Source organism: Bradyrhizobium sp. ORS 86, from assembly GCF_045571475.1.
Lineage (GTDB): Bacteria > Pseudomonadota > Alphaproteobacteria > Rhizobiales > Xanthobacteraceae > Bradyrhizobium.
The window spans coordinates 6,524,064-6,549,105 of sequence record NZ_CP120699.1; the positions used below are offsets into that span (position 1 = coordinate 6,524,064).

The window sequence follows — 25,042 nt, forward strand, 5'->3', positions numbered from 1 at the left end:
CCGGCGCGTCTTCCGTAAAAGTGGATTCCGGTTTTACGATCAGAAGACGCGCCAAACGTTAATCTGGCGCATTTTCTTTGATTGAGAACCGGGCACCACCTCGCCTGAAAATGCTACGGTGCTATTAAGTTTCGCTTAACCCTGTTTTTGCAGCCAAACCATGGATTTGGCGAGTCTTTTTGCGGGTTCGGCCGACGCCGTCCGCATCATTTTGTTATCAAACGTTTCGCTGGAACCGACCCGACAATTCGCCGAACCCCTCGATCAGGGCTTCGGTCCCGTCGGCTTCTGCCATCCGGGCCTGGATATCTCGCAGCCATGCCAGATTGGCTTCGCTGCCGTCCTCAGCCAAAGCCGCCTCAGCATCCTTCTTTTCCCTAAGTAAGGCGTGGGTTTTCTGATGCAAGGCAACAAGTTGGCGCCAGGTCGATAAAACGTCCTCCCGCGCCGCGCCGATCCTGGCGCCCCACACCGCCTGGGTCGTGACCGCCAGATCAACCCTTTGAAGTACCTGCGAAAATCCTCCCATCTCGAGATCAGCCCGCATTTTCTCGGCCTGCTCCTCCTCGTCCGGAGAATGGTGGTGGTCGTTGGCGAAGGCCGCGATGATGGCAGCGCGGAGCTTGTGGGCCTCGGGATGGGCGAGTTCGAGCGCTGCGACCTCCTCCAGATGATCGTGCAGCAGCCAGGGATGGTTGATCAGGCATTGCAGGATCAGGGCCTCGCGCCGCGAGATCGCGCTGCGCTGGCCACGCATGATCGAGCTGTTGGCGAGCTGCGGGCTCGCCGCCTGGTAGGGACCGCGGCCAAGGCCGGGAACCTGGCCCTTGGGAGCGAATCGGCCGCCCGGGGCCGGGCCGCGAGGGACAAACTGGCGGGGTGATTCGCCGCCGCGGCCGCCGCGGAAATGGCCGCGGCCGTAGCCGCCGCGCCCGCCCTCGGGAGCAAAGCTGCGCTGCAGGCGCTCCTGCAGATCCTGCCGATAGTAACGGCGCACCACCTCGTCGCGGATACCATTAGTCAGTTCGCCGATCCGCGCCTCCAGCGCGGCGCGCCGTTCCGGCGTCCCGAAGCTGCCGCCCTCGATCTCGCGCGACCAGATCATGTCGGCGAGCGGGCGTGCGGCGCCGATCACATCCTCGATCGCGCCGCGGCCGCCGGATCGGGCGAGATCGTCGGGGTCCTGACCTTCCGGCAACAGCGCGATGCGCAGGCTCTTGCCGGGCTTCAGATTCGGCAGCGCGATATCCGCGGCGCGATAGGCCGCCTTCTGCCCGGCGCGGTCGCCGTCAAAGCAGAGGATCGGCTCGTCGGCCATCTTCCAGAGCAGCGCGAGCTGATTCTCGGTGAGCGCGGTGCCGAGCGGCGCCACGGCACCGGGAAAGCCCGCCGTCACCATCGCAATGACGTCGACATAGCCTTCGACCACGATCAGCGGGCTGCCGTCATGCGCGGCCTGGCGCGCGGTGAACAGGTTGTAGAGATTGTCGCCCTTGTGAAACAGCGTGGTTTCCGGCGAGTTCAGGTATTTCGCCGGAACGTCCTTCTCCAGCGCGCGGCCGCCGAAGGCGATCACGCGCGCGCGGGCATCTGATATCGGAAACATCACACGGTCGCGGAAGCGATCGAACGGCACCGGCTTGTCCTCGCCGGCCACCAGGAGCCCCGCCTCCACCATGTCCTCGGTGGAGATGCCCTGAGCGCCGAGATGCTCCTTCAGCGCGAAGCGGTCCGGCGGCGCATAGCCCATGCGAAACTGGAGTTGGGTCGCCGGCGAGATGCCGCGATCGGCAAGATAGCCGCGCGCCTTCGCGCCGCTCCGTGAGGCCAGTGTGTCGGCGAAGAACTTGGTGGCGAGTTCCATCACGTCGTGCAACGTGCGGCGGCGCTGCTCGTGGCGCGCCGCATCCGGCGTCGCCGCCGGGATCGCCATGCCCGCCATCGCCGCAAGCCGCTCGACCGCTTCCGGGAAGCTGACGCCCTCGGTCTCCATCACGAAGTCGAAGATGTTGCCGTGCCGCCCCGAGGAGAAGTCGTGGTAAAAGCCCTTCTGGTCGTTGACGGTGAAGGACGGCGTCTTCTCCTGCTGGAAAGGCGACAGCCCCTTCCATTCGCGCCCCGCTTTCTTGAGCTTCACGCGCTTGCCCACGACTTCCGAAACCGGAAGCCGGGCGCGCAGCTCGTCGAGGAATTGGGGTGTAAAGCGCATCGATGAGGTCGGGTTGGCGAGAATCCGTGGATAACCGGTAAGCCATATATGGACGGCCGGGGAATTACTAAGCGCGCGGTGGCTTTTCCGGGCTATTCACAGGCCGCAATCCCGCATTTGGTCCTGCCGGACTACCCCGGAATCTGCGGTGGAGAGCGGTTACGGCCAGCTTGAACCTTGCCCGCTTCCGCGCTTGGATAGGCCATGTTCACGACATTCCGAGGCGGACAGAGCGGTGGCTGGAAGGTGACTTCCATCGCACGGGTGAAGGGCGAAACGCTGCCGAAGGTCGCGGCGCTGTCGGTGATTTCAAGCGAAGCGATCGCGCTGCCGCTGTTGCCGTCATCGACCGCGTGGCGGCTCGCCGGCGTCGTGAGCAACCTGCGCTATACCGAGCGGGAGGAGAAGGACCAGCTCGCCGCCGTCGAGCCCAAGCTCGGCCGGAGCGAGGCGACCCATGCGGCGCTGATCCCGATCAGGAAGACCGCCGCATGGTGGGCGCTGACGCAGGAAGAGCGGCGCAAGATCTTCGAGGACAAGTCGCACCATATCTCCGGCACGCTGAAATACCTGCCCGCGATCGCCCGCCAGCTATTTCATTCGCGCGATCTCGGCGTCCCCTTCGACTTCCTGACCTGGTTCGAATTCGCGCCTGAACACGCGGAGCTGTTCGACGAGCTGCTCGGCACGCTGCGCGCCACTGAAGAGTGGGCCTATGTCGAGCGCGAGGTCGACGTCCGCGTGGTGCGCGAGATCTAGAGTTTGGTGCTGCGCTGGAGCGGCGGCGGTGCTTCACCTCTCCCTTGGGAGAGGTGAACCGAATGCCTGGCTAAAACCGATTCGAACTAAATTCATCGCGCTTTAGTGCCCGAGAAATCGGCCCGACGCGATGCGCGGCAGGTTGGTCACCGGCCAGTTGTAGAGATAGGTCCATGCCTCGCTTGCACTCCCATCGGCATGCGTGACCTTCAGCATCTCGCGGACATATTCGGTCGGCGGCGGAAAGCCGTCCCCGCAGGCTTCATACATGTCGAACTCGCGCAGCATCGCCTCGCGCGCACGCAGGCGGAACAATTCGCCGTGCACGATGTCGGCGGGGTCGTCCGACGCCAGCAACCCCGGATAATGCTTCACGAGATAGAGCCGGCCGCGGCAGTGCGCCTCGCCGAGGAAGTCGGCATTGACCGACAGCAGCTTCGCCATCGGATGGTCGAAGCCGCGCATCAGCGTGCCGTAGACGAAGAGCAGGTCGGAGGTCATGGCCTTCTATGTCATTGCGCGCGAAGCGAAGCAATCCATGCCGCGGCAGGGATGGATTGCTTCCGTCTTCGCCGGACAGGTCATCGCTATCGCTCCCTGGCGCCAGCGCACGTAGTGATCAACGATGTTGTGATGGATAGTCACCAGCGGCGCGTCGACAATCATCGTGATTTCGGGCGGCTTGATCTATAGAGAATACCACTCGCTTCCAGATCGGCTCGTCGCCTGAACAAGCAAAATTGAGGAAAACATCTTGAATCGCGTCGGTGCTCCGTCATTTCTGCTCACAGACACCGATGTTTCGCCAATCCTGGAACGCAACCCGGACAGCCGCTCTCCGTTCCTGTTCACCTGCGATCACTACGGCCGGCTGATCCCCAAGCCGCTCGGCGATCTCGGCCTGCCGGACAGCGAGCTTGTGCGCCACATCGCCTGGGACATCGGCATCGCCGGCGTCGCCGAACAGCTCTCCGACAAGCTCCACGTGCACCTGATCGCGCAACGCTATTCGCGGCTAGTGATCGATTGCAATCGCCCGCCGCGGGTCGCAAGCTCGATCCCGCTGATCAGCGAAGCAACCACCATTCCCGGCAATGAAGGCCTGTCGCCCGACGATGCCGAGATGCGCCGCAAGCAGATCTTCGATCCCTATCACAGACGCATCGACGAGATCATCGACGAACGGACCCGCCGTGGCATGCCGACGGTGCTGGTGTCGCTGCACAGCTTCACGCCGGTCTACGCCGGCATCACGCGCCCCTGGCACATCGGCACGCTGTATCACCGCGACACGGTGCTGCCGCCGCTTCTCCTGAGACATCTGCGCGGCGAAGGCGACCTTGTGGTCGGCGACAACGAACCTTATGCGGTCAGCGACGAGACCGACTACACGATCCCCGTGCACGGCGAGATGCGCGGGCTGATGAATTCCGGCATCGAGATCCGCCAGGACCTGATCGCCGACCAGGCCGGCGAGACGGCGTGGGCCGACCGCCTGGCGCGCATCCTCGGCGAGATCGAGACGACGCTGCGGGCGGAGGCGTTGATCGCGTGAGATCACGCCGCCCGGCTGCCGGCGCTGCGGACGCCGCGCGGTGAATCCCCGAAGCGGGCCCGGAACAGCCGGTTGAAGTGCGAGATGTCCGAAAAGCCGACCTCCAGCGCGATATCGGAAATTCGCTGCGCGCCATCGTGTGGCGCGGTCAACAGCGTGAAGGCCTTTTGCAGCCGCAATTCGTTGACGCGCTCGGTAAAGGATGCTCCCGACGACGCCATCAAGCGTTGCAGGTAGCGCGGAGAAATGCCCTGGCGACGAGCTACGATCTCCAGGCTGAGCTCCGGATCCTGAAAGTGTGCCGCGATGTGGTCGAGGGCAGCGTTGTGGCGCGCCGCGATCACCGCGCTCGCGCTGCTCTCGCCCAACGGGGAGCATTCATCGATGGCCAGCGCCGCGAGGTCGTGGATATGGGTCACGATGGTCTCGCGCAGCTTGGGCGCAGCAAGCACGCCCTGCCGCAATGCCGACTTCAGATAGGTCATGAGAAGCCGGAGTGCCTCGGTTCGGCGGGAAATCCGCCGCATGACGAGGCTGTCGACATCGGTCACGCGCGGCACGAGTGCATCGCGTGGCACCGCCAGACCGACTTGAAGTCCGTCGACATAGCGGAGGGTCGCCGGCTCCGAATGCAGAATCGCGATCGTATCGCCACCGCGGAATTCGATCTCCCGGCCGCGCTGCGATAACTGGCTCGCACTCGAAGAGCTGACGATGATACCGATCGAGTCATCGCCATCGGCGATATTCGCTCGCGAACGCCTGAACCGCATGGGCGCTCCCCTCAATGCGAGCAAGCGCAGCCCCCGAAGCGCCTGCAGCGTTGCTTCCGCGTGGAAGGGAGCATCGGATGCAGCCGCGATATCGGCGTGGACGATGCGCCGTCCGAACTCTTCACGCCACATCGGGATGCGCATCCGCTCCGGGAGGTCACGCGTGGAAAATCGAATCGAATTGAAATCTGCTGCATCAGCGGACATGCGGAATCTCCAAGCCTCACGCAACAACCGGAGCTATTCCGACAATCGATTACGACATCTGCAATTGCTATCCGAAATTTGCTATCTGCAATTTGCGCTTCGCGCACCGGAGCTGCCAATGAGAGGTGCGCGGAAGTCCAAGACACAACGTTGTCTGCTTGCTAGTGTCACTCATCGCAATCGACACTGCAAGTGAGCTGGTTCACGTCGAGGCGAGGAACTCTGGACTAAAGTAATTGCGACAGTCGTGGTGAAAATATCTCTCTAAAGAGGAGAGAACCATGATCAGGCTATTTCAGGTTGCCGCCATCACGTCCGTTTTGGACATCGTCGGAGCAGCGGCCGAAATCATTGCTCGAACTTGCAACATTGCTCGCATTCAATTGCATTCAGTGATCTGGGCTGCGATCCGCTTGCTCGATCCCGGATGTCCGATTCTCTGATGATCGCGTCCTGTCCCGCGCTCGGCGCGGGATGGCAATCTTCGTCAGAGAATGCGCCGGCGCTGTTTATCGTCGGCCCGGCGAAATGACCGAAAATAATTGCATGGGGCGCCAACAGTGCCGATTACGTGAGGAATTGACCATGTCCATACTCGACCTGCTCTATCGGGAATATTGCCGCGCCCGCCTCGCTGAAATGCGCAAGCAACTCCTGGTCACCACCGTCAGCGACAACGGTCTCGACATCAATTGGGATGCCACCAATTCTGCCAAACCCGGACGTCGCGGCGATGACCTGGACGACACCGCGACGAGCGACGCCTCCTCAATCATCCGGTAGCTGGTAACTGCATCGGCTCGGCCGGCTCAGACGTTCCGGAGCATCGCAAGCGACGCGAATTGCAACGTCGTTCGGTTCCTGAGCGTCTGATCGATCCGACCGGCCAAAAATGTGGTGGACGCCGCTCGGGGCAACCAAATGCACAGTCGCATGCACATCTCGAAGCCGTTGGCCGGCGAGCTTGCGCCGGATCTCTCCGGATCCGGCCGCGATCTGCGTATCGATGCCTGCCGCGGCATTGCGCTGTGGTGCATCTTTCTCGATCACGTGCCCAACAACATCGGAAGCTGGCTGACGCTCAAGAACTACGGCTTCAGCGATGCCGCGGAAGTCTTCATGTTCATGTCGGGCGTAACCTGCGCGCTGGCCTACGGCAGGGCGTGCCGCCACGAAGGCTGGAACGGCGTGATCAGCCGCTCGCTGCGGCGCGGATGGGATATCTATGCGGCGTTCCTGCTGCTCACGCTCGCTTACGCCATCATGATCTATCTCGCGGGTGGCGACGACCTTGCTGACGAGAGCAACACGCGCGTTCTGCTGGAAGATCCGGGCGCGACGCTCGCGCATGCGGTGATCCTGCAATACCGCCCCGTCAACGCCGACGTATTGCCGATCTTCGTGCTGCTCCATCTGTTGTTTGCGCCGCTGTTGTGGCTGTTGCTGCGCTGGCCGAACACGACACTGGGCGCCTCCTTCGCACTTTATGTGCTGGTGCAGGTGTTCGGCTGGATGGTGCCGGCATGGCCGAGCAGCCATTGGGCCTTCAATCCGATGGCCTGGCAGCTCCTGGTGGTGCTCGGCGCGTGGTGGATGATCGCGGGCAAGCCTGCCCAATCATGGATCACGTCGCGCACGGTGCTGGTCGTTGCCGTGCTGTATCTGCTGGTCAGCCTCGTCATTGCCTTGAGCTGGCACATCAAGCCGCTGGAAGCCGTGGTCCCGGCGGCGTCGGCGAAGCTGCTTCACTCGGTGGACAAATCGAACCTTGATCCGTTACGGCTGCTGCATTTTCTGGCGATCGCGGTCGTGGCGGTGCGGCTGGTCCCGCCGGATTGGCCGGCGCTGCGGACGCCGGCGCTGCGCAGCATGATCCGCTGTGGCCAGAACTCACTGCCGATCTATTGCCTCGGCGTGCTATTGGCCTGCGGCAGCCACCTGGCGCTGCTCGAGATCTCGGACGGAGTTGCCATGCAGATCGCGCTCAGCGTCGGCGGCATTCTACTGATGATCGCGGCTGCGACGCTGCTGAACTCGATCACGATCAAGCCCACGCGACAGCCGCGCTTTATGCAGCCAGCCGGGCCCGCCACTGCGATCTCGGCCAGCTTGCCGGCTCCGCGGCAGTAAGTCCGGTGCGCCCGCAGCGGGCCTCGGAGACGGCTGCCCTCAACCGAGATCGTGCAGATCCTTGCCAAGCGGCGGGCTCAGGCGAAACGCCGAGAACACGACCTTCAGGCCGGCCCGCTCGGGCGTGCAAGCCATCGGGCCGACAAGGTAGGAGTTCGCTTTTGGGAACGGCGCCAGCCGCATCAGCGGCCAGCGCTTGCCGTCGGCGGACGCCTGCAAGCGCAGGACGCCGTTTTCGACGGTCGCACGCACCCGGAAGTCGCTCGCATCGTGCCCGTAGTGCGCCGTGGCCCAATCCGATCGGCCGTCGGTCAGAACGCTGCCAAGCATGGCGCTGCCGTCCGAGAACTCGATTCCGGCCTTGACCCAATGCTGCGCATCGATCCGCACCATGATGCCGGCCTGATCGTAGAGCGCCTGAAAATCTCCCCGGACACGCAACTCGGCGGTGAAGGCCTCACCGGTTCGGAAACCCAGGAAGTGTCCGCTGTCCCGGTTGAAGCCATAATGCGTCTCGCGCCAGAAATCGGTGGCCTTGTCGGTGACGACCGCGAGGCTGTCACCCTCCGCGGACCATCGTTGCGGCTCGTTCAGCCACACGCCGTCGCTTCTTCGGAAGATCGGACCATTCATTTCAACCTCGGTTGTCGTGTCACGCTGCCACCCAAGCATCCGCTCTCAAAACGGCGATCTCGCGGCCTGCAACGGCGTCTCTTTTTGAATCAATTGCGCTCGTCAAATCGCGGCAACACTCCCGCGTCCTTCGGCGCATCCGACGTCCCGATGGGTTCGCGGCCTTGCCGGCCATTTCTATCTTGTCGCAGCGCTTGGGAGCTGACACTCTCCGTGTGCAGGGATATTGGACAACTCAAAGATGAGCCCGGGACTCAATATCGCGACCGGTATCATCGCGGCGATACTGGTCATCGCCGCGCTGGGCCAGGCGAGAAGCGTATTCGCGCCGCTGGCGGCCGCCCTCTTCATCATGTCGATCGTCTGGCCGATCCAGAAATGGCTGCAATCCTGGTTACCGAGACTCGTCGGGCTCGCGATCACCGTTCTCCTGACGGTTGCGGTCTGCCTCGCCTTTGCCTCACTGGCCGCGTGGGGATTTGGCCGCGTCGGACACTATATGATCGCGGATGCGACGCGATACCAAGCTCTTTACGCTGCCGCCGTGGCATGGCTGGACGATCATGGCGTCTCCGTCGCGGGCCTTTGGGCCGAGCATTTCAACGTTGGCTGGTTCTTTCGTGCCACGCAGTACGTCACGGGTCGTCTCAACACCACGCTGAGTTTCTGGCTGGTCGTGCTCGTCTATGTCGTGCTGGGACTTCTCGAGATCGAAGACATCACAGCTCGAGTCGAACGCTTGAAGAACCGCATCGCCGCGCGCGTGCTGATCGAGGGCAGCAGGGCGACCGCGGCCAAGCTCCGCAGATACCTGCTGGTGCGGACGCAGATGAGCGCCGCCACGGGCCTGCTCGTGGGCAGCTTTGCCGCGGTGACGGGACTGCCGTTCGCATTTGAATGGGGTGTGATCGCTTTCGTGCTCAACTATGTCCCCTTCATCGGCCCGTTTATCGCGACGCTGTTCCCCACCCTGTTGGCGATGACGCAGTTCGAGCACTGGCAAGCCGTGCTCGGCGTCTTCGTCTGTCTCAACATCATCCAATTCGCGATCGGCAGCTATGTCGAGCCACGCGTCGCCGGCTCCATGCTGTCGATCTCGCCATTCCTGGTGCTGTTTGCGATTTTCTTCTGGACATTCCTGTGGGGCCTGTTCGGGACCTTCATCGGCGTGCCGATCACGCTTGCCATGCTCACCTTCTGCGCCCAGCATCCCTCCACCTTCTGGATCTCCGATCTGTTCGGCGGATCGTCAAAGAGTGCGGCGGAAAAGCCGTGAGGCGCTAGCTTCCTGTTATCTCCACCCGCTCGGGCTCGGCCAGACAAAGCCTTCCATCCGGACCTTTCGCCATTTGGTGGATGTAGAAATGCGTCGTGACATCGTCGCCGGCGCCCATCACGGGCGACGGAGCCGAGACGATCCTCAGCGCGCCGCATGCACCGATCCAGTCGACATGGCGGTGACCGTGCATCACGATCGAGCGGTCGGCAAACGCCTGCAATCGACGGACGAACCAGCTACCATTGATCAGTGCCGTTCCGACGCGCTCGGAGAATGCCTTCACCGGCATGGGATACTCGATGAGGTGATGGTGAAGCGCGATGATCCAGCACGCCTGCGGATACTGGCGGATTGCGGTGTCCAGACGCCGCATTTGCGCGTCGGAGACCAGGCCGAGCGCATTGGTGAAGGAGAAGTGGGTTTCGGCGTTGGAGTCGAGGATGGCGATTCCGAGTCCGTCATCGCGATCCGGCGGCAGGATCATCGGGAATTGGTCGTCGAACACCTGCCGGAGCGAGGCCGCACGGAATAATCCGCCTGATTCCGCAACCCCGGTGATCCGCTCACGGTGTGGCGTCAGGGCCTGGAGCAGCGTGGTGGACAGTTTGCCCGAACTCTCGACAATGCGCACGCGGTCGCCTTGTATCGCCGCAATGGCTGAGAGGGTGCGAAGCTGCCGCAGCCGCTTCCCCAGGCTGAACGGCAGGTCGAGACGGGCCGGATTGGCGCGATCGACAATATTCAGGTCATGGTTCCCCGGAAGCATGATCGTCCGTGCGGCAAGTTCGGGATGACGGGACAATGCATCAAGAAGTTCGGCCCATTCGCTGGGGCGTCCGGCATCGGTCATGTCGCCGGTGATCAGCACGTGATCGATCGGATTGCTGGCGTGGATCGCGGCAAGGCGCGCCAGCACATTCGCGAGGCGTTGATTGCCCCGCGGTCCGGCCCGCCCGCTCTCGATCCGAAAGCCGTATCGCTCACCGACCGTGTGGAGATCGGACAGATGGGCAACGCGCCAAACGCTGGCTCGCGGTGGCACGGCGTCGAAAGCGGCGAGATCGACCGGCTGGTCCATGCTCGCATCAGCCATGCTCCAGGCCAGCGAAGCGACCGCAAGATAACAGGACACCAGCACGACCGCGTTGGCGAGCATCGGCACCACCAGATGGTGCAGCAGCGCCAGTTCGTGCAGGTTGGCGGCCCATCGTGACGCGGGCCACACCAGAATGGCGATCAATGCCGCGCCAGCCGACAGCACGACGCCGGCCCCGAGCGAGCAGGCGCGGCGGAGTTGCGCGCGGAAGTCAGGCGTGACCTTGCCGCGCCATGCGCGTTCCACAAGATGGCGCAGAGCCTCGCGCGCGAAGCCATAGCTCGGCTGAACGGCGAGCGCGTTGAGCGACCAGAAGTTCGTCTCGGCGATACGAAGCAGCGGTCGCCAGCCGATCCAACCCAAGCCTGCGATCGCGACCAGCGTCAGGGCAGCACCTAATTCGGTGAGCGCGCGAGCGTGTGCGGAAAGGCTCGCGAACCAGGCCGAGGCGACCAGCGGCGCAAGACCGAGCAAGATGCTCGGCAGCAGGAGCAGGAACGCCCAGGCGACCACCAGCTTCGGAAGGCTGATCTCGACCAGCAGGCTGCCGGCGATCTTGAGCAGCGAGCGCTGTCCGGGACTGGCGGCATCATCCTCGATATCACCGCGGCGCGGATCGAGCAGCACGCTGTCCTCCTCGCTTCCTCGAACGGTGACCTCGCCCCCGTCGCGACCCGAGCGCGCAGCTTGATGCGCTCCTACGCCGTCTGTCAAACGTTCCGGTGAGGACTGGACAATCCTGCCCTCAAGCGCGCCCGTGCCATCGGCTCCAGCGCGCGCATGGCTTCAAAGTCTGGCTCGATCGCCCGAACCAGACTCTGACGCTTCATGATCGCAGCAAGGCGGCCTGCAAGGTCAAAGCAATCCGTTCTTCTTCAGGATGTCGGATGCATTGTCCTTAGTGATCAACATCGTGGGCAAGGTGATGACCGGCTGCAGCTTCTCGCCCTTCAGGAGCTTGACCGCCTGCCGCAGCCCTTCGGCTCCCGGCGTTGCATAGAGGAATGTCGCCGAGAGCTGGCCCTTGCTGACCCAGGTGACGCCTTCGTCCGGCAGGCCGTCAATGCCGATGATGAACTTGATGTCCTTGTCGCGGCCGGCATCCTTGGCGGCGAGATAGGCGCCATAGGCCATCGGATCGTTGTGACCGTAGACCAGATCGATCTTCTCGTGGTTGCGCAGCGCCGTCGTCATGATGTTGTAGGCCTTGTCCTGCTTCCAGTCGCCCGACTGGTTGTTGAGCAGGTTCTTGATCGCGGGCTCCTTGTCGGTGAAGGCGTGGAAGCCATCGTGCCGGTCATGCGCCGGCTGGGTGCCCATGCCGCCCCAGATCTCGACAACATTGCCGGCTGCCTTGCCGGGACCACCGAGCAGCTTCACGGCGTATTCGCCGGCGGCACGGCCGATCGCGACATTGTCGCCGCCGATGAATTGGGTGATCCGCTTGGTATCGACGTTGCGATCCAGCACGATCACGGGGATCTTGGCGTCGATCGCCTTCTCGACCACGCCGGTCAGCCCGGCGGACTCCTTTGGAGAAATCAACAGGACGTTGACCTGCTGCACGATCAGGTTCTCGCAATCGGCGACCTGCTTCTCGGTCTTGTCCTGGCCGTCGGTGATCACGAGGTCGACGTCCGGCTGCTTCTTCGCCTCGGCCTGGATGTCCTTGTTGAATTGGACGCGCCATGGCTCGAGCGTGGTGCATTGGCTGAAGCCGACCTTCCACTTGCCGGCCGCCTTGGCGGGGGTCCAGTTCGCCGGCATGTAGACGGTCATCGCAGCGCCTGCGATCGTGGTTGACAATTTCAAGAATTCACGACGCTTCATCGAGATCCTCCCTTGCAAATTGCGCCTTTGCGGCGCTTGACGGCCGATCGGGCTCGGCTGTTTTCGGCTCGGCCTTTACCTCCGCCGATCGGCTGAATCGCCACCGCGCGAAGAGCTGGCCGAGATTCTGCTCCTGCACCAGGACCGTGCAGACGATGATCAGCCCCTTCATCAGCAACTGGACGTTGGAATCGATGTTCTGGAGCTGCAGGATGTCTGAAAGCAGGCCGAAGATCAGGACGCCGACGAACGTCCCGGCGAGCCCGCCTCGACCGCCCATCAGGCTCGTGCCGCCGATGACGACCGCGGCGATTGCGTCGAGCTCGAGCCCGGTGCCGGCGTCAGGCTTCCCCTGCCGGTACTGAGCGACGAACAGCACCCCGGCGATGCCGGCCAGCAGACCGGAGAGCAGATAAGCGGTAAGCTGGACCTGGGCGACTTTGATGCCCGAAAGCTTGGCAGCCTCGACATTGCCACCGATCGCGTAGGTATAGCGGCCAAAGGTGGTGAACCGCAGGATCGCGCCGAACAGCACGATCGCCGCCAGAAAGAACACGCTCGGCACCGGCAAGACACCCCACAGCATCGAGCGCAGAAGCTCGAATGCCTCGGTCGCGTTGGTGCCGGTATAGACCGGCACCACGGCATTGTCCTGTCCGGCGGTGAGCCGGGCGATACCAAGCGCACTCACCATCATCGCCAGCGTGACGATGAACGGCTGCAGGCGCCCGGAGACGATGAGAAGCCCGTTGATGCCGCCGAGCAACAGCGCAAGGCTCGGCGCGACCAGCAGAACGCCAAGGACGCCGAATTTGGTTGCCACCTGGTTCGCCGTCCACCATGCGACCGCGATCGCGGCGATGAGACCGAGCAGCCCGGGAATGCCCATGCTCCGCCACGGTGACAGCGCGACGTCGCGGCGCCGTCCGGCGCCGACATCGTGGCTGCGCGCAAGGCCGACGAGGATGAAGCGCGCGGCAAGCGCCACGGCCGCACCCCCGACAATCGTCGCAGCCGGCACTCCCAGCGCCGATGCCGCGGTCCAGCCCGGCTTGGTCAACAACATCGCGCAGATGACCGTCGAAAAGCCCATTACCGAGCCGACCGACAAATCGATGCCGCCCAGCAGGATGACCATCGTCATGCCGGTCGCGACCAGCCCCGTGATCGAGACCTGGCGCAGGACGTCGGTGAGATTGGCGTAGGACAGGAAGATGTTGTGGCCCGAGGACGTATGCGGCGAGGTGAGCGCGCCGATCACGCAGATGATCAGCAAGCCCCAATAGAGCTTGGTTCGCGACAAGAGCCGAAGCGCGGTCATGACGGTACTCCCTGGGGCTGCGCAGCCATGCCCGGCGCCGCAAGTCGCATCACGGCTTCTTGCGTCGCATCTTCGCGCCGCAGCACCCCGGTCTGCCGTCCTTCGCACATGACCAGTATCCGATCGGACAGCAGCAGCAGCTCGGGCAACTCCGAGGTCACCACGATGATGCCGAGACCTTGCCTGCCGAGGTCGAAGATCAACTGATAGATCTCCTGCTTGGCGCCGACATCGATGCCGCGGGTCGGCTCGTCGAGCAGCAGGATGCGCGGCTCGGTCGCCAGCCATTTTCCGATCACCACCTTCTGCTGATTGCCGCCGGAGAGCGTGGCGGCGCTCTGGCTGATGCCCGTGCAGCGGATCGAAAGCCGGCGCACCATGTCGGCGGCCAGCGTACGTTCCCCGGCGAATGTGCGCAGGCTGAACCGCGACATGGCGCCGATCGAGGGCAGCGCGATGTTATCGCAGATCGAGGCGGAGAGATGCAGGCCGCGCTCCTTGCGATCCTCGCTGACAAGCGCGAGACCGAGGCGATAGGCGTCTGCCGGCGATCCGATATCGACGGCCCCGCCATCGATCGCGATCTCGCCGCCGCGCCAGCCGCGCGCAACCCCGAAGATCGACTCCAGGATCTCGGTCCGGCCGGAGCCAAGCAGGCCGCCGATACCGAGGATCTCGCCGCGCCTGAGCTCGAAGTTGACGCCGTGCAGCATCCGCCGCCAGCCGCGCGGGCCGAGCGTATCGAGGGTCAAATCCCGCACCGAGAGCACGACCGCGCCGTCCGATGCAGATGCGCCTCGATCGTTTGCGGCGATCTCGCGACCCACCATCGCCGAGATGATCGCGCCATGCGACAACTCGTTGATCTGCGCCGTCACCACCCGCTTTCCGTCCCGCAAGACGGTCACGCGATCGGCGAGACCGAGCACCTCCTCTATCCGGTGCGAGGTGTAGATGATCGCGACGCCCTCGCTCGTGAGCTGGCGCACGATCTTGAATAATGTCTTGCATTCCGACGACGACAGCGCCGATGTCGGCTCGTCCATGATGAGGATGCGGGCGTTCAGCGATAGCGCCTTGGCGATCTCCACCAATTGCTGCTCACCGACACGCAGTCCGGCGACCCGGCTCTCGGGAGCGATCTTGACGTCGAGGCGCCGCAGGATCCGCTCGGCCGCCGCGATTATTCGCCGGCGATCGACGAACATTCCGGCGATGCGCGGCTCGCGACCGAGGAAGATATTGTCGGCCACGCTCAACTCGGAAACGAGATTGAGTTCCTGATGGATAATCGCGACGCCGGCCTCCTCGGCGTCGCGCACGCCGCTGAACGATACCGCGCGCCCCTCGACCTCGATGAGGCCGTCGTCGCTCGCCTGCACCCCGGCGAGAATCTTCATGAACGTGCTCTTGCCGGCACCGTTCTCGCCCATCAATGCATGCACTTCGCCGCGGCGTAGATCAAAGTCGACGTTGTTGAGCGCCCTGACGCCCGCAAAGGACTTCGAGACCCCCTGCGCAGCAAGAATGGTTTGCCCGGCGGACGCGGCAACCCGGCTGCCAGATGCAACCCCGCGAGACGCGCGGCGTGCACTCCACTCGTCGTCCGCTCCGAGGGCGCCGAGGCGTCTTTCCATCAGGCTCTTCCTCCCCGGCGTGCGCGATCTTGGGGATCGCGCCGCAGGTGATCGTTGCTTGTTACTGATATGCTAGTTATATCAGTTGCTGATCGTCAAGTCTGTTGTCCACCGGACATGTGAGAATCAGGACCACGGCATGGATTCCCGTTCAGTCGGCAGGTTCAGCGGAGCAACGTCCGCCGCGCGAGGGCGGCGGGCTGGCGGGTCGAAGGTCGACCAGGCCTATTCGGCGCTCAAGCAGGCCATCGTCTCAGGCGCGCTCGCACCGGACACCCCGATCGACAAGAACGAGTGGTGCGCCACGTTCGATGTGTCCAGGCTCTCGATCACGACTGCGATCAACCGGCTCGCTTTTGAGGGACTTGTGGTGGTCGAGCCGCAGCGCGGCTCTTATGTCGCGAGGATCCATCTCGAGGATGTCCGGCAGTGGATGTTGATGCGCCGTGCCCTGGAGATCGAGGTCGTCGGTGTCTGCGCCGTCAACATGTCGGACCAAGCGATCGCCGCGCTCGGTCAGAATCTCGCCTACCAGGAGGCCGCCATCTCAAGCGGAGACCTTGAAGGGTTTCACGAGCTCGACACCAGGTTTCACCACCAGATGACCGAGAACCTGAATCTTGCGCGCATCGGCGAGGTGCTCGATCCGATCCGCACGCATCTCGAGCGGGTCCGTCGAACGCTGTTGCCGGAGCCGGGACGACCGCAGGGCACCTTTCAGGAGCACGAAGCGATCTTTCGTGCGATCGCCGCGCACAAGGCGGATCAGGCAAAGAGCGAGATGGCGAATCATCTCGACCGCGTCGCGCGTGAGCTGCATTCCTTCGTCGCAAGACATCCCGGCTTCTTTGACGAGTGACGCGGCGTCACGGCGCTCGTCGATTCAGCCGCCCGACCGCGCGCAGCAACAGGGCGAAACCGATGGCTGGGTCTAAAGCACGGTCAGGTTGACCTGCAAACAACGTCGGAGGTCACCTCTCCCTTGGGAGAGGTGGCAGAAGGCGCTGCGTGTCGATTCGACCCAATCACATCGCGCTCTAGCGTGCCCGGGTCAGCGCCAGCCAGATGCCGCCGCCGATCATGAAGCCGCCGGAGATGCGGGACATCAGCCGCGTCCGCTCCTTGGAGAAGAATTTGCGGGCGCGGCCGGCGAGCAACGCGTAAGCGCCGTCGGTCACAACCGCTGTTACCATGAAGGTGACGCCGAGCAAGGCCACCTGCGGGATGTGGGGTTTGCTCATGTCCATGAACTGCGGAATGAAGGCGCCGAAGAACACCAGCACCTTCGGGTTCGACAGCAGCACAAGGAAGCCCTGCAGGAAGAAGCCGCCGCGCGGTGGCGGTGGCGTCTCGTCGGTGCTGATGCCTTCGACCGGCGCGCGGATCAGCTTGATGCCGAGCCAGACCAGATAAGCGGCGCCGGCGAAGCGCACCCAGTCGAACCAGTAGCCCATGGTCGCCATCAGCGAGGTCAGGCCGACCGCGACGGTGCCGATCACGATCGCGAGCCCGACCTGCGCGCCCAGCACGTTGGTGAGCGCAGCACGGGTGCCGTAGCGCAGACCATTGGCGATCACCATCGTGACGATCGGGCCAGGCAACAGCGCCAGCGCAATGCAGGCGGCGACGAAGGCGAGATAGGCTTGCAGGGACATGCTGGGGCTCACTGGAAGTGACACGCAATTTATGCACGTACTCTGAGGAAGAGGAAGCGGTTCCTGCTCATGTCTGTCATACCCCGCGACGGCGAAGGGGTGTCCAGTACGTCGCGGCTTCTCGGTAAGGCATCGATGCGTCTGGAATACTGGGTCACCCGCTTTCGCGGGTGACGACACCATCTTCGCGCGAGGGAGACGGCCTCAGCGGCCTTCCATCGTTGCGGCCATCCAAGTCTTGATCTTTGGCATCGCCAGGAACGCCAGCACCGCGCGCTGCACCTGCGCCGCATCGCCTTCGCCCTGCGCGGCCGCGACCAGCAAATCGCAGCGGTGCGACACGGCGATGCCGATCGCGGCGCGCTCGCCGCCGGGCATATCGATCTCATATGCCCTGATCCGCCCTCGGAGCTCGGCGACGCGGACCTCGTCGCCCGTCTTGAGCGGCGTGAAGCGCGGGCTGATCATGTCGATATCGGCGACGCGGTCGACCTCGTCGTCATCGGCAACGCCGCTGTCACAGTTGCAGAAGCCGAGCTTGGGCCGGACATAGACCTGGATAGCGCCGCCGCAATCGACCGCGTGACAACGGAAGGCGCGGCCGGCGGGCCAGCCGTCGCGCGGGAACGGCCAGGCGATCTCCTGCCACTCGCCCGCTCGCGGCGGCGCCATCTCATAGCCCGTGACGGCCGAGACACCGCCGAGCCCCAGAAACATCGCTGCGATCGCGGGCCACGGACGCGTCACGATGCGCTCATGGCAGTCCGGCGACGGCACGCGCCGGGCCGGTCAGTTCGAGAATGTGCAGACCGGTGTTGGCGCGGTCGACCGCATAGATGTAGCCGCGATCGTCGGTCTCGACATTGTTGGTCTGGATCGCCACCTTGCAGCGCGGCTTGCCGTCGATGGTGACGCAGCGCTTGTCGGTCGCCGGCGTGATCGAGGGAATGAAGTAACCGACCTCCTTCGGATGATAGGGATCGCGGATGTCGAGCGCGCGGACGCCGGCGTTGAAGAAGGCGATGAACGCCATCTTCTTGTAGTAGACCGGCGCCATGCTCTCGTTCGACGAATGCGAGCCGAACCGGCCGCCGCGCTCGCAGAACGATCCGCTTTGCTCCGGCACCGTGTAGCTCGAGATCACCATCGGCCGCGCCTCGGTGGTGACGTCGGCGAACCACACCATCTGCCGCGCCTCGCCGCATTCGTTCTGGATCGCCTCGTCGACGATCATCACGATGTCACGGGTCTGGCCGTCCTTGTCGTGCGCGAATTCCGCGATCGGCATGCCCGGCATCGGGAACGTCGTATGCGCGCCGTTCAGTGCCGACAGCGGCATCCGCGCGATCTCCGGGAATGTCAGATTCTCCGGCGTCGGCGCCTTCGGACCGCTCAACAGCTTGTCGCGATTGACGATCTGCAGGAAGCCACCCTTGTTGGTGCCGTAGCCGAAATAGACCCGGTTGCCCTTTGGACCGGTCGAGATCGGCCCGTGCAGCTCAGTCGGTACCGCGCCGGTCGCTCCGGGCTGCTGCCCGGGCAGGCCGAAATCCCTGATCTTCACAGGATGCGCGGGATCGGAGAGATCGTAGACCTGCGTCATGCGCCGCGTGCGCCAGTCCGGCGCGCCCGAGACCAGGTAAGCGATGCCGGTGTCGCATTCCCACCAGCTCTTGTGCGTGTCCTTCAGCCTTTCGCCGATCCGCGTGATCAAGACGGGATTGGCGGGATCGGCCACGTTCCAGATCTCATGCGCTTCGCTGCCGAAGGTGCGCAGCATGTAAACCGCGTTGCGATCGCCCTTCGGCAGATCCTTGCCGTCGCAGACCCGCACCATCTGCGCGCCGCCGGATTCATATTTGCCTTCCTGCCCTGGAATGTGCCGCAGATATTTCGGGTGCACGGGATCGGTGACGTCGACGATCGAGGTGCCGTTCGGCTCGGCCTTGCCGGTCATCGGATTGACGGGATCGGGGACGTCGTCGGTGCCGCCGTGATGGCCGATATAGGCAATCCAACGCTCACCCTGATGATGGATGGTCGGCTGATAGGCGCTGCGCGCCTGCAGGTCGTTGTATCCGACCAGCTTCATGTTGGAGGCTTCAGGCGGCGCGCCGATCTTCTGTTCCTGGGCCCATGCGTTGCACGCGAGCGAAACCCATAAGACCGTGCAGCAAACCGCAGTAACGCGACCACCCATGCGCACCACCCCTTGTTCAAAACCAATCTGCGTTGGCTGACGCCACGATAACACGCGCGACCAACGGTCCAAACACACGCTCTTGACATGCAACCATTTGGTTGCCTATTATTCGGCCCATGGATGAAGTCTTCAAAGCGCTAGCGGACGCCTCACGGCGAACGCTGCTGGACCGGCTTCATGCCCGAAACGGACAAACCCTCAATGAACTCTGCGACGGCCTCGACATGACGCGTCAGGCCGTGACGAAGCACCTTGTGATTCTGGAAGAGGCCAACCTGGTCAGCACGATCAAGCACGGCCGGGAGAAGCTGCACTACCTCAACCCGGTTCCGATCCATCAGATCGGCGAACGGTGGATCAGCAAATTCGAGCGCGGGAAGCTCACAGCGCTCAGCGAATTAAAACGGCAATTGGAGAAGCGTGATGAGTAAGCCGGAATTTGTCTACACGATCTATATCGCGTCAACCCCGGAGCGGATATTCGAGGCACTGACGGACCCGAACATGTCGGAGCAGTACTGGCACGGCAATTCCGTGCAGTCGGACTGGGAGATCGGCGCGCCCTTCGCGCTGCGGCTCGCGCGTCACGAGAACGACGTCACCGGCGAGGTGCTGGAATATGATCCGCCGCGCCGCCTCGCCTACTCGTTCCGCGCCCATGACGGATCGGACGGCGGACGAGCCTCGCGCGTCACCTTCGACATCGAACGCCAGCGCGACCAGGTGCGCCTCACCATGATCCATGACGGCTTCGAACCCGGCAGCCCGGTGCTTGAGAAGGTCAGCCTCGGCTGGCCGCTGGTGCTGTCCAGCCTGAAGAGCTTCGTCGAATGCGGCAGGGTGCTGTACGCGCCCTGGTATGAGGACACACCCGTGCTGGCCGGGAAGACCGTGGGAGCCACGCGATGAGCCGCCCCAAATTCGTCTACGTCACCTATATCGAGACCACGCCGGAGAAGCTGTGGGACGCGTTGACCAGGAACGAGTTCACACAGCAATACTGGTTCGGCACCGAGCTCAAGTCCGACTGGAAGGTCGGCTCGCCGCTGGCGCTGGTGATGGACGGCAAGACCACCGACACCGGCGAGATTCTGGTGGCCGACCGGCCGCGGCGCCTCGCCTACACGTTCAAGCATGAGCTCGACGAGGAGATGCGTAAGGAGCCGGCGACCAAGGTCGTCTTCACGCTCGAACCGTTCGACAATGTCGTCAAGCTGACCGTGACGCATGAGGGCTTCGGCGCCGGCAGCAAGCTCTTCGACGGCATCTCCAAGGGCTGGCCCGCGATCCTGTCCGGGCTCAAGAGCCTGCTCGAAACCGGCAAGGTGTCGCCAATTCCGCCGCGGGCGCTCGGGATCGAAGGCTTCGCATGACAATGAAGATCTATCGAAGGGTGCGCTCCGACATGAACATCGACAAGTTCAAGCCAGCGATCGTCTATACGATCTACATCGCGTCCACGCCGGAGAAGCTGTGGCAGGCGCTGACCCAGGCCGAGTTCAGCCGGAAATACTTTTCCGGCCATGCGGTCGAAGTCGACCTGAAAGTTGGCGGCGCCTACATCGTCCGCACGCCGGACGGCGCGCTGCACATCTCCGGCGAGGTGGTCGAATGCGATCCGTTGCGGCGGCTGACCGTCACCTTCAACGTCAACTGGCCGCAGTTGATCGAGAAGCTCGGGCCGACGCTCGTCACCTACGAGATCGAGCCCGCCGGCGACGGCGTGAAGCTGACGCTGCTGCAGTCGCACGACCGTCCGATCAGCGACGACATCCTCTCCGGCGGCCGCGCCGGCTGGCCGGCGATCCTCTCCAGCCTGAAGAGCCTGTTGGAGACCGGTCAGGCCATGGTGATCCCGATGCAGCCGCCGCAGCGCATGCTGGCGGCGCTGAAGGAGCTGGGGATCTCGATGCCAACGTGAGGTCTTGCGACGCAGTTGTCCTGTGCTCTGCCGTCGTCGCTGCGAAAGCAGGGACCCATAACCACAGCTTTGCGTGTGGAGTTTCGCTACGGCCCCCAGCGTCGCATTGCAACTGCAGCCTGTAGGTCCCGGGCCACACGGAGCCTGTCATCGGGCGGGCGCGCAGTCGCGCGAGCCGTTGGCTCCTCCGGCTACGGCATCAGGACGCGAGCGCGGCCTTCACGAGTCCGCTGGCCTTGGCGAAATCCATCTGGCCGGCGTATTTCGCCTTCAGGGCGCCAATCACCTTGCCCATGTCTTTGACCCCGGCGGCGCCGGTCTCGGCGATGATGGCTGAGATCGCGGCCTTCACCTCGTCCTCGGACATCTGCTTCGGCAGATAGGCGGAGATCACGGCGATCTCCGCGCGCTCTTGGGCGGCGAGCTCGGCGCGGCCACCCTTGTCATAAAGCTCGACCGATTCCTGGCGCTGCTTGATCATCTTCTGCAGCAGGCTCAGCAGCTCAGTGTCGGAAAGTGGCGGCTTGCCCTGCCCACGCGCGTCGATATCGGCGTTCTTGATGGTCGAATTGACCATGCGCAACGTGGAGAGCTTGCACTCGTCCTTCGCCTTCATCGCCTCCTTGACCGCATTGTTGATGTCGTCACGCAGCATCTTGGTGTCCTTGAAGTGGCAATTCCTTCATGTAGGAAGTTTGCAACGATAGGACAACCTAGTTCCGCAGCCATTCGACCAGCGCGTTCGCGCAAGCCTGCGGCTGCTCGGGCTGCGGCAGGTGTCCGCAATTTTCCAGGATCACGAGCTTCGCGCCGGGAATGCCGGCTGCCATTTCCGACGACAGCGCATTCGGGATGGTGTTGTCCTCGTCACCCGAAAGCACCAGCGTCGGGCACTTGATCCAGGCAAGCGTCGGTCGCGAGTCGGGCCGGCTGATCACCGCCATCTGCTGGCGAAGGAATGCGTCGACGCCGACGTCCTCGCCCATGTCGCGGACGAGCTGGCGCAGGCTTGCATCGTCGCGCCGCGACGGATGGACGAAGCCGGGAAACAGCTCGTCCAGCACCGCTGGATAGTGCCCGCTCCTGGCGCGCTCCATCATGCCGCGACGGCGCGCGCTCGCCTCCGGCGTGTCGGGCCTCGCCTGGGTGTTGATCAGCGCCAGCCTTGCGACACGCTCCGGTGCCTGGCGCATGATCTCGAAGGCGATGTAGCCGCCCATCGAGTGCCCGGCGAGGGCAAAGCGCGGCGGCGCCTCGGCGAGGATCCGGCGGGCGATCGCACCCATATTGTCGTCGCGGATGTGGTTGGCGACCGTGACCGGTCCGAGCCGCCAGAGCGCCGGGATCACCGGCGCGAAGATCCGGGGCGACGAGACGAGCCCGGGGACGAGCAGGATCGGCATCGTATTGTCCATGGGGGCTCCGAACCGGGTTATTTTCGGCAAGCAAACGGCCTGCGGGGGGAACTTTAGATTAAAAGGCCGTTCTGGCCTGTCAATTCGGCCGGCAACGCGGTGTGAATCCGCGCCCTTTCGCTTTGACGGCGCAAGGTGCGGCGTCTATTTAAGGGGCTCATGACAACATCCCAAAACGCTCCCGCCTGGCCGGACCACAAACCGACCGCGCTCCTTGTGCTTGCCGATGGCACCGTGCTGGAAGGCTTTGGCCTCGGCGCGGAAGGCCACGCCGTCGGCGAGGTCTGCTTCAACACGGCGATGACCGGCTATGAGGAGATCCTGACCGATCCGTCCTATGCCGGGCAGATCATCACCTTCACCTTCCCGCATATCGGCAATGTCGGCACCAACGAGGACGACATCGAGACGGTGAACATGGCCGCGACGCCGGGCGCGCGCGGCGTGATCCTGCGCACGGCGATCACCGATCCCTCAAACTACCGCGCCACCCGTCATCTCGACCAATGGTTGAAGGCGCGCGGCATCATCGGCCTGTCCGGCATCGATACCCGCGCACTAACCGCGCTGATCCGCTCCAAGGGGATGCCGAATGCCGTGATCGCGCACTCGAAGACCGGCGCGTTCGACCTGCACGCCCTGAAGGAAGAGGCGCGCGAATGGCCCGGCCTCGAAGGCATGGACCTGGTGCCGATGGTCACCTCCGGCCAGCGTTTCACCTGGGATGAAACGCCCTGGGTGTGGGGCAAGGGATTTGGCCGGCAAACCGCGCCCGAATTCAACGTGGTCGCGATCGACTACGGCATCAAGCGCAACATCCTGCGGTTGCTCGCGGGCGTCGGCTGCAAGGTGACGGTGGTGCCGGCGACGACCCCGGCCGAAGATATCCTGGCGATGCAGCCGGACGGCGTGTTCCTGTCGAACGGCCCCGGCGATCCGGCCGCCACCGGCAAATACGCCGTGCCCGTGATCCGGAAGGTGATCGAGTCGGGCACGCCGACGTTCGGGATCTGCCTCGGCCACCAGATGCTCGGTCTGGCCGTCGGCGCCAAGACCATCAAGATGCACCAGGGCCATCATGGCGCCAACCATCCGGTCAAGGATGAGACCACCGGCAAGGTCGAGATCACCTCGATGAACCATGGCTTTGCGGTGGACCAGGCCACGCTGCCCGCTGGCGCGACGCAAACCCATGTCTCGCTGTTCGACGGCTCCAACTGCGGCATCGCGCTGGAGGGCAAGCCGGTGTTCTCGGTGCAATACCACCCCGAGGCCTCCCCCGGCCCGCGCGACTCGCACTACCTGTTCCTGCGCTTCGCCGACCTGATGCGACAGAACAAGCGCGCCGCCTGAGCACGCCTGGCATCCGCTTCATCGGGATGCCCTGACGATCCATCCAAAAGCGAATCGTGCCCGGACCTTGTCCGGGCGCGACTCTTTTCGCGCGGCTTTCATGCACCGTCGGTGCCGCGCCAGCCAGCGCGTGACCAGGTGACACCAGGTTCTGACATCACATTGCAGGTCGGCGCAAACAAAGTCGATCGTATTTCACAACCTATACGTGTATTGCTGGGCACCGCAAGACGCCAGACCGGAACCCAGTGCGCCACATCGCCGCTCTGTCCTGCTGAGGAACCGGGGCTCCAACAACGAGTTTTTCATTGGTGCATGTGCGGCTCAACCGTCATCAATGGCTGTCAACGACTGACGCAATCATGGCCTCACGGGTTGGGCCAGACGCGGGGATCAGGCAACGCAAACAAGCAAGCATAAAGGAGGTGTTCGGCATGCCAATGTCGGTCGAGCGCGCATCAACCGAAAGCATTGTCCGCGACCGCGCCGATACGGCGTGACGAACAACTCAAGCTCGCGAATGGTTCATGCCCGACAGAAAGCAATACATCAGGTTGCCGCATCGAGCAGTTGTCTTTGTCGGAGACGGCCGCAAGGCACTTTTTCTTCTCAATGAAGGGACCGGCCTGGAGCCTCGCTTGAAAGTCCAGCGCGTTCTTGAAGACGAGAACCCGCCCACCCGTGAGCAAGGCGCGGACAGGCCGGGGCGCGCGCTCTCCCCGGTCGAGCCGAACCGAAGCGCGATGGAGCAGACCGACTGGCACGACATCGAGAAGCGCCGGTTCGCCCGGACGATCGCCGGCGCCCTGGATCGCCTTGTGCAGGAATCGCATGCGGAGCGCGTTGTCATCGTGGCACCGCCGCGGACGCTCGCGGACCTGCGCCGATCATTTTCCCCCGCAGTCGAGAAGCGCATCGTCGCGGAGATCGCAAAGGACCTGACCGGTCTGACCGTCAGCGACATCTCGCAATATCTGACCACCTGATCGTGCCGGCGGCCCGAGGTAAGGGGAACGCAGGCGCTGACAACCGGTTGATCCGCGCGTAGTCTCTTGCGCACGCGCGG

26 protein-coding genes are annotated in these 25,042 nt (G+C 63.7%); 13 read left to right on the top strand and 13 right to left on the bottom strand.

Annotated features, from left to right (window positions below; all coding sequences use genetic code 11):
- Positions 1-217: 217 nt before the first annotated feature.
- Positions 218-2,209: a DNA primase gene (dnaG, locus tag P6U25_RS30010; protein ID WP_407148360.1), complete on the bottom strand. Its 1,992-nt coding sequence runs from the start codon at positions 2,207-2,209 to the stop codon at positions 218-220.
- 204 nt (positions 2,210-2,413) lie between these two features.
- On the opposite strand from dnaG, the gene P6U25_RS30015 reads away from it, so the two are divergent.
- Positions 2,414-2,968 (top strand): chlorite dismutase family protein, encoded by a 555-nt coding sequence (locus P6U25_RS30015; protein ID WP_407148361.1) that lies wholly within the window; start codon positions 2,414-2,416, stop codon positions 2,966-2,968.
- Between the two features lie 102 nt (positions 2,969-3,070).
- Here the strand turns inward: P6U25_RS30015 and P6U25_RS30020 are convergent, their stop codons facing one another.
- A complete protein-coding gene (locus P6U25_RS30020) occupies positions 3,071-3,469 on the bottom strand; it encodes a gamma-glutamylcyclotransferase (protein ID WP_407148362.1) in 399 nt (132 codons plus the stop codon).
- Positions 3,470-3,722: 253 nt separating this feature from the next.
- On the opposite strand from P6U25_RS30020, the gene P6U25_RS30025 reads away from it, so the two are divergent.
- On the top strand, positions 3,723-4,523 hold the full coding sequence (locus tag P6U25_RS30025) for an N-formylglutamate amidohydrolase (RefSeq protein ID WP_407148363.1): 801 nt from the start codon (positions 3,723-3,725) through the stop codon (positions 4,521-4,523).
- A 2-nt stretch (positions 4,524-4,525) separates the two neighbouring features.
- On the opposite strand, the gene P6U25_RS30030 is transcribed toward P6U25_RS30025, so the two are convergent.
- Complete coding sequence (locus P6U25_RS30030; RefSeq protein ID WP_407148364.1) at positions 4,526-5,503, bottom strand: helix-turn-helix transcriptional regulator; 978 nt, start codon at positions 5,501-5,503, stop codon at positions 4,526-4,528.
- 281 nt (positions 5,504-5,784) lie between these two features.
- Between P6U25_RS30030 and P6U25_RS30035 the strand changes: the two genes are divergently transcribed.
- From P6U25_RS30035 to P6U25_RS30045, 3 genes are all read left to right on the top strand, one after another.
- On the top strand, positions 5,785-5,946 hold the full coding sequence (locus tag P6U25_RS30035) for a hypothetical protein (protein WP_407148365.1): 162 nt from the start codon (positions 5,785-5,787) through the stop codon (positions 5,944-5,946).
- A 142-nt stretch (positions 5,947-6,088) separates the two neighbouring features.
- Positions 6,089-6,286 (top strand): hypothetical protein, encoded by a 198-nt coding sequence (locus P6U25_RS30040; RefSeq protein ID WP_407148366.1) that lies wholly within the window; start codon positions 6,089-6,091, stop codon positions 6,284-6,286.
- A 138-nt stretch (positions 6,287-6,424) separates the two neighbouring features.
- Complete coding sequence (locus P6U25_RS30045) at positions 6,425-7,633, top strand: OpgC domain-containing protein (RefSeq protein WP_407148367.1); 1,209 nt, start codon at positions 6,425-6,427, stop codon at positions 7,631-7,633.
- A gap of 39 nt (positions 7,634-7,672) precedes the next feature.
- On the opposite strand, the gene P6U25_RS30050 is transcribed toward P6U25_RS30045, so the two are convergent.
- Positions 7,673-8,266, bottom strand: a complete 594-nt coding sequence (locus tag P6U25_RS30050) for a DUF1349 domain-containing protein (protein WP_407148368.1) — start codon at positions 8,264-8,266, stop codon at positions 7,673-7,675.
- 241 nt (positions 8,267-8,507) lie between these two features.
- Between P6U25_RS30050 and P6U25_RS30055 the strand changes: the two genes are divergently transcribed.
- Positions 8,508-9,542, top strand: coding sequence for an AI-2E family transporter (locus P6U25_RS30055; RefSeq protein WP_407148369.1), 1,035 nt, complete (start codon positions 8,508-8,510; stop codon positions 9,540-9,542).
- Between the two features lie 4 nt (positions 9,543-9,546).
- Here the strand turns inward: P6U25_RS30055 and P6U25_RS30060 are convergent, their stop codons facing one another.
- The 4 genes from P6U25_RS30060 to P6U25_RS30075 all read right to left on the bottom strand — a co-directional run bounded on the left by P6U25_RS30060 (position 9,547) and on the right by P6U25_RS30075 (position 15,429).
- On the bottom strand, positions 9,547-11,268 hold the full coding sequence (locus P6U25_RS30060; RefSeq protein ID WP_407148370.1) for a metallophosphoesterase family protein: 1,722 nt from the start codon (positions 11,266-11,268) through the stop codon (positions 9,547-9,549).
- A 228-nt stretch (positions 11,269-11,496) separates the two neighbouring features.
- Positions 11,497-12,471: a substrate-binding domain-containing protein gene (locus P6U25_RS30065; RefSeq protein ID WP_407148371.1), complete on the bottom strand. Its 975-nt coding sequence runs from the start codon at positions 12,469-12,471 to the stop codon at positions 11,497-11,499.
- Positions 12,458-13,792 carry an ABC transporter permease gene (locus P6U25_RS30070; RefSeq protein ID WP_407148372.1) on the bottom strand — a complete coding sequence of 445 codons (1,335 nt, stop codon included), beginning with the start codon at positions 13,790-13,792 and terminating at the stop codon, positions 12,458-12,460. Before P6U25_RS30070 ends, P6U25_RS30065 begins: the two co-directional genes overlap by 14 nt.
- Positions 13,789-15,429: a sugar ABC transporter ATP-binding protein gene (locus tag P6U25_RS30075; RefSeq protein WP_407148373.1), complete on the bottom strand. Its 1,641-nt coding sequence runs from the start codon at positions 15,427-15,429 to the stop codon at positions 13,789-13,791. The genes P6U25_RS30070 and P6U25_RS30075 overlap by 4 nt, the downstream gene beginning before the upstream one ends.
- A 139-nt stretch (positions 15,430-15,568) precedes the next feature.
- Between P6U25_RS30075 and P6U25_RS30080 the strand changes: the two genes are divergently transcribed.
- Positions 15,569-16,288, top strand: a complete 720-nt coding sequence (locus P6U25_RS30080; RefSeq protein ID WP_407148374.1) for a GntR family transcriptional regulator — start codon at positions 15,569-15,571, stop codon at positions 16,286-16,288.
- 178 nt (positions 16,289-16,466) lie between these two features.
- Here P6U25_RS30080 and P6U25_RS30085 read toward each other — a convergent pair whose 3' ends face one another.
- From P6U25_RS30085 to P6U25_RS30095, 3 genes are all read right to left on the bottom strand, one after another.
- On the bottom strand, positions 16,467-17,084 hold the full coding sequence (locus P6U25_RS30085; RefSeq protein WP_407148375.1) for a LysE family translocator: 618 nt from the start codon (positions 17,082-17,084) through the stop codon (positions 16,467-16,469).
- A 204-nt stretch (positions 17,085-17,288) separates the two neighbouring features.
- The gene (locus tag P6U25_RS30090) at positions 17,289-17,831 is read right to left on the bottom strand and encodes a hypothetical protein (RefSeq protein ID WP_407148376.1); all 543 of its coding nucleotides are present in this window, start codon (positions 17,829-17,831) and stop codon (positions 17,289-17,291) included.
- A 7-nt stretch (positions 17,832-17,838) separates the two neighbouring features.
- Positions 17,839-19,284: an LVIVD repeat-containing protein gene (locus P6U25_RS30095; protein ID WP_407148377.1), complete on the bottom strand. Its 1,446-nt coding sequence runs from the start codon at positions 19,282-19,284 to the stop codon at positions 17,839-17,841.
- 119 nt (positions 19,285-19,403) lie between these two features.
- Here P6U25_RS30095 and P6U25_RS30100 point away from each other — a divergent pair, with 119 nt between their 5' ends.
- Genes P6U25_RS30100 through P6U25_RS30115 form a run of 4 tightly spaced genes read left to right on the top strand, consistent with a single transcriptional unit; the run spans position 19,404 to position 21,208 of the window.
- On the top strand, positions 19,404-19,718 hold the full coding sequence (locus tag P6U25_RS30100) for an ArsR/SmtB family transcription factor (protein ID WP_407148378.1): 315 nt from the start codon (positions 19,404-19,406) through the stop codon (positions 19,716-19,718).
- Complete coding sequence (locus P6U25_RS30105; protein ID WP_407148379.1) at positions 19,711-20,196, top strand: SRPBCC family protein; 486 nt, start codon at positions 19,711-19,713, stop codon at positions 20,194-20,196. The genes P6U25_RS30100 and P6U25_RS30105 overlap by 8 nt, the downstream gene beginning before the upstream one ends.
- Positions 20,193-20,660 (top strand): SRPBCC family protein, encoded by a 468-nt coding sequence (locus P6U25_RS30110; protein WP_407148380.1) that lies wholly within the window; start codon positions 20,193-20,195, stop codon positions 20,658-20,660. Before P6U25_RS30105 ends, P6U25_RS30110 begins: the two co-directional genes overlap by 4 nt.
- Before the next feature lie 32 nt (positions 20,661-20,692).
- Complete coding sequence (locus P6U25_RS30115) at positions 20,693-21,208, top strand: SRPBCC family protein (RefSeq protein ID WP_407152654.1); 516 nt, start codon at positions 20,693-20,695, stop codon at positions 21,206-21,208.
- A gap of 199 nt (positions 21,209-21,407) precedes the next feature.
- Here P6U25_RS30115 and P6U25_RS30120 read toward each other — a convergent pair whose 3' ends face one another.
- Together P6U25_RS30120 and P6U25_RS30125 are read right to left on the bottom strand one after the other, a co-directional pair.
- Positions 21,408-21,863 (bottom strand): GatB/YqeY domain-containing protein, encoded by a 456-nt coding sequence (locus P6U25_RS30120; RefSeq protein ID WP_407148381.1) that lies wholly within the window; start codon positions 21,861-21,863, stop codon positions 21,408-21,410.
- Between the two features lie 58 nt (positions 21,864-21,921).
- Positions 21,922-22,623, bottom strand: coding sequence for an alpha/beta fold hydrolase (locus P6U25_RS30125; protein WP_407148382.1), 702 nt, complete (start codon positions 22,621-22,623; stop codon positions 21,922-21,924).
- Between the two features lie 159 nt (positions 22,624-22,782).
- Between P6U25_RS30125 and carA the strand changes: the two genes are divergently transcribed.
- Together carA and P6U25_RS30135 are read left to right on the top strand one after the other, a co-directional pair.
- Complete coding sequence (gene carA, locus P6U25_RS30130; RefSeq protein WP_407148383.1) at positions 22,783-23,976, top strand: glutamine-hydrolyzing carbamoyl-phosphate synthase small subunit; 1,194 nt, start codon at positions 22,783-22,785, stop codon at positions 23,974-23,976.
- 527 nt (positions 23,977-24,503) lie between these two features.
- Complete coding sequence (locus P6U25_RS30135) at positions 24,504-24,962, top strand: host attachment protein (protein WP_407148384.1); 459 nt, start codon at positions 24,504-24,506, stop codon at positions 24,960-24,962.
- Positions 24,963-25,042: the final 80 nt, after the last annotated feature.

Bases quoted from the DNA above. Each gene is read 5' to 3' on its own strand.
- dnaG (WP_407148360.1), bottom strand. From the start codon at position 2,209: ATGCGCTTTACACCCCAATTCCTCGACGAGCTGCGCGCCCGGCTTCCG.
- P6U25_RS30015 (WP_407148361.1), top strand. From the start codon at position 2,414: ATGTTCACGACATTCCGAGGCGGACAGAGCGGTGGCTGGAAGGTGACT.
- P6U25_RS30020 (WP_407148362.1), bottom strand. From the start codon at position 3,469: ATGACCTCCGACCTGCTCTTCGTCTACGGCACGCTGATGCGCGGCTTC.
- P6U25_RS30030 (WP_407148364.1), bottom strand. From the start codon at position 5,503: ATGTCCGCTGATGCAGCAGATTTCAATTCGATTCGATTTTCCACGCGT.
- P6U25_RS30035 (WP_407148365.1), top strand. From the start codon at position 5,785: ATGATCAGGCTATTTCAGGTTGCCGCCATCACGTCCGTTTTGGACATC.
- P6U25_RS30040 (WP_407148366.1), top strand. From the start codon at position 6,089: ATGTCCATACTCGACCTGCTCTATCGGGAATATTGCCGCGCCCGCCTC.
- P6U25_RS30045 (WP_407148367.1), top strand. From the start codon at position 6,425: ATGCACAGTCGCATGCACATCTCGAAGCCGTTGGCCGGCGAGCTTGCG.
- P6U25_RS30050 (WP_407148368.1), bottom strand. From the start codon at position 8,266: ATGAATGGTCCGATCTTCCGAAGAAGCGACGGCGTGTGGCTGAACGAG.
- P6U25_RS30055 (WP_407148369.1), top strand. From the start codon at position 8,508: ATGAGCCCGGGACTCAATATCGCGACCGGTATCATCGCGGCGATACTG.
- P6U25_RS30065 (WP_407148371.1), bottom strand. From the start codon at position 12,471: ATGAAGCGTCGTGAATTCTTGAAATTGTCAACCACGATCGCAGGCGCT.
- P6U25_RS30070 (WP_407148372.1), bottom strand. From the start codon at position 13,792: ATGACCGCGCTTCGGCTCTTGTCGCGAACCAAGCTCTATTGGGGCTTG.
- P6U25_RS30075 (WP_407148373.1), bottom strand. From the start codon at position 15,429: ATGGAAAGACGCCTCGGCGCCCTCGGAGCGGACGACGAGTGGAGTGCA.
- P6U25_RS30080 (WP_407148374.1), top strand. From the start codon at position 15,569: ATGGATTCCCGTTCAGTCGGCAGGTTCAGCGGAGCAACGTCCGCCGCG.
- P6U25_RS30085 (WP_407148375.1), bottom strand. From the start codon at position 17,084: ATGTCCCTGCAAGCCTATCTCGCCTTCGTCGCCGCCTGCATTGCGCTG.
- P6U25_RS30095 (WP_407148377.1), bottom strand. From the start codon at position 19,284: ATGGGTGGTCGCGTTACTGCGGTTTGCTGCACGGTCTTATGGGTTTCG.
- P6U25_RS30100 (WP_407148378.1), top strand. From the start codon at position 19,404: ATGGATGAAGTCTTCAAAGCGCTAGCGGACGCCTCACGGCGAACGCTG.
- P6U25_RS30105 (WP_407148379.1), top strand. From the start codon at position 19,711: ATGAGTAAGCCGGAATTTGTCTACACGATCTATATCGCGTCAACCCCG.
- P6U25_RS30110 (WP_407148380.1), top strand. From the start codon at position 20,193: ATGAGCCGCCCCAAATTCGTCTACGTCACCTATATCGAGACCACGCCG.
- P6U25_RS30115 (WP_407152654.1), top strand. From the start codon at position 20,693: ATGAACATCGACAAGTTCAAGCCAGCGATCGTCTATACGATCTACATC.
- P6U25_RS30120 (WP_407148381.1), bottom strand. From the start codon at position 21,863: ATGCTGCGTGACGACATCAACAATGCGGTCAAGGAGGCGATGAAGGCG.
- P6U25_RS30125 (WP_407148382.1), bottom strand. From the start codon at position 22,623: ATGGACAATACGATGCCGATCCTGCTCGTCCCCGGGCTCGTCTCGTCG.
- carA (WP_407148383.1), top strand. From the start codon at position 22,783: ATGACAACATCCCAAAACGCTCCCGCCTGGCCGGACCACAAACCGACC.
- P6U25_RS30135 (WP_407148384.1), top strand. From the start codon at position 24,504: ATGCCCGACAGAAAGCAATACATCAGGTTGCCGCATCGAGCAGTTGTC.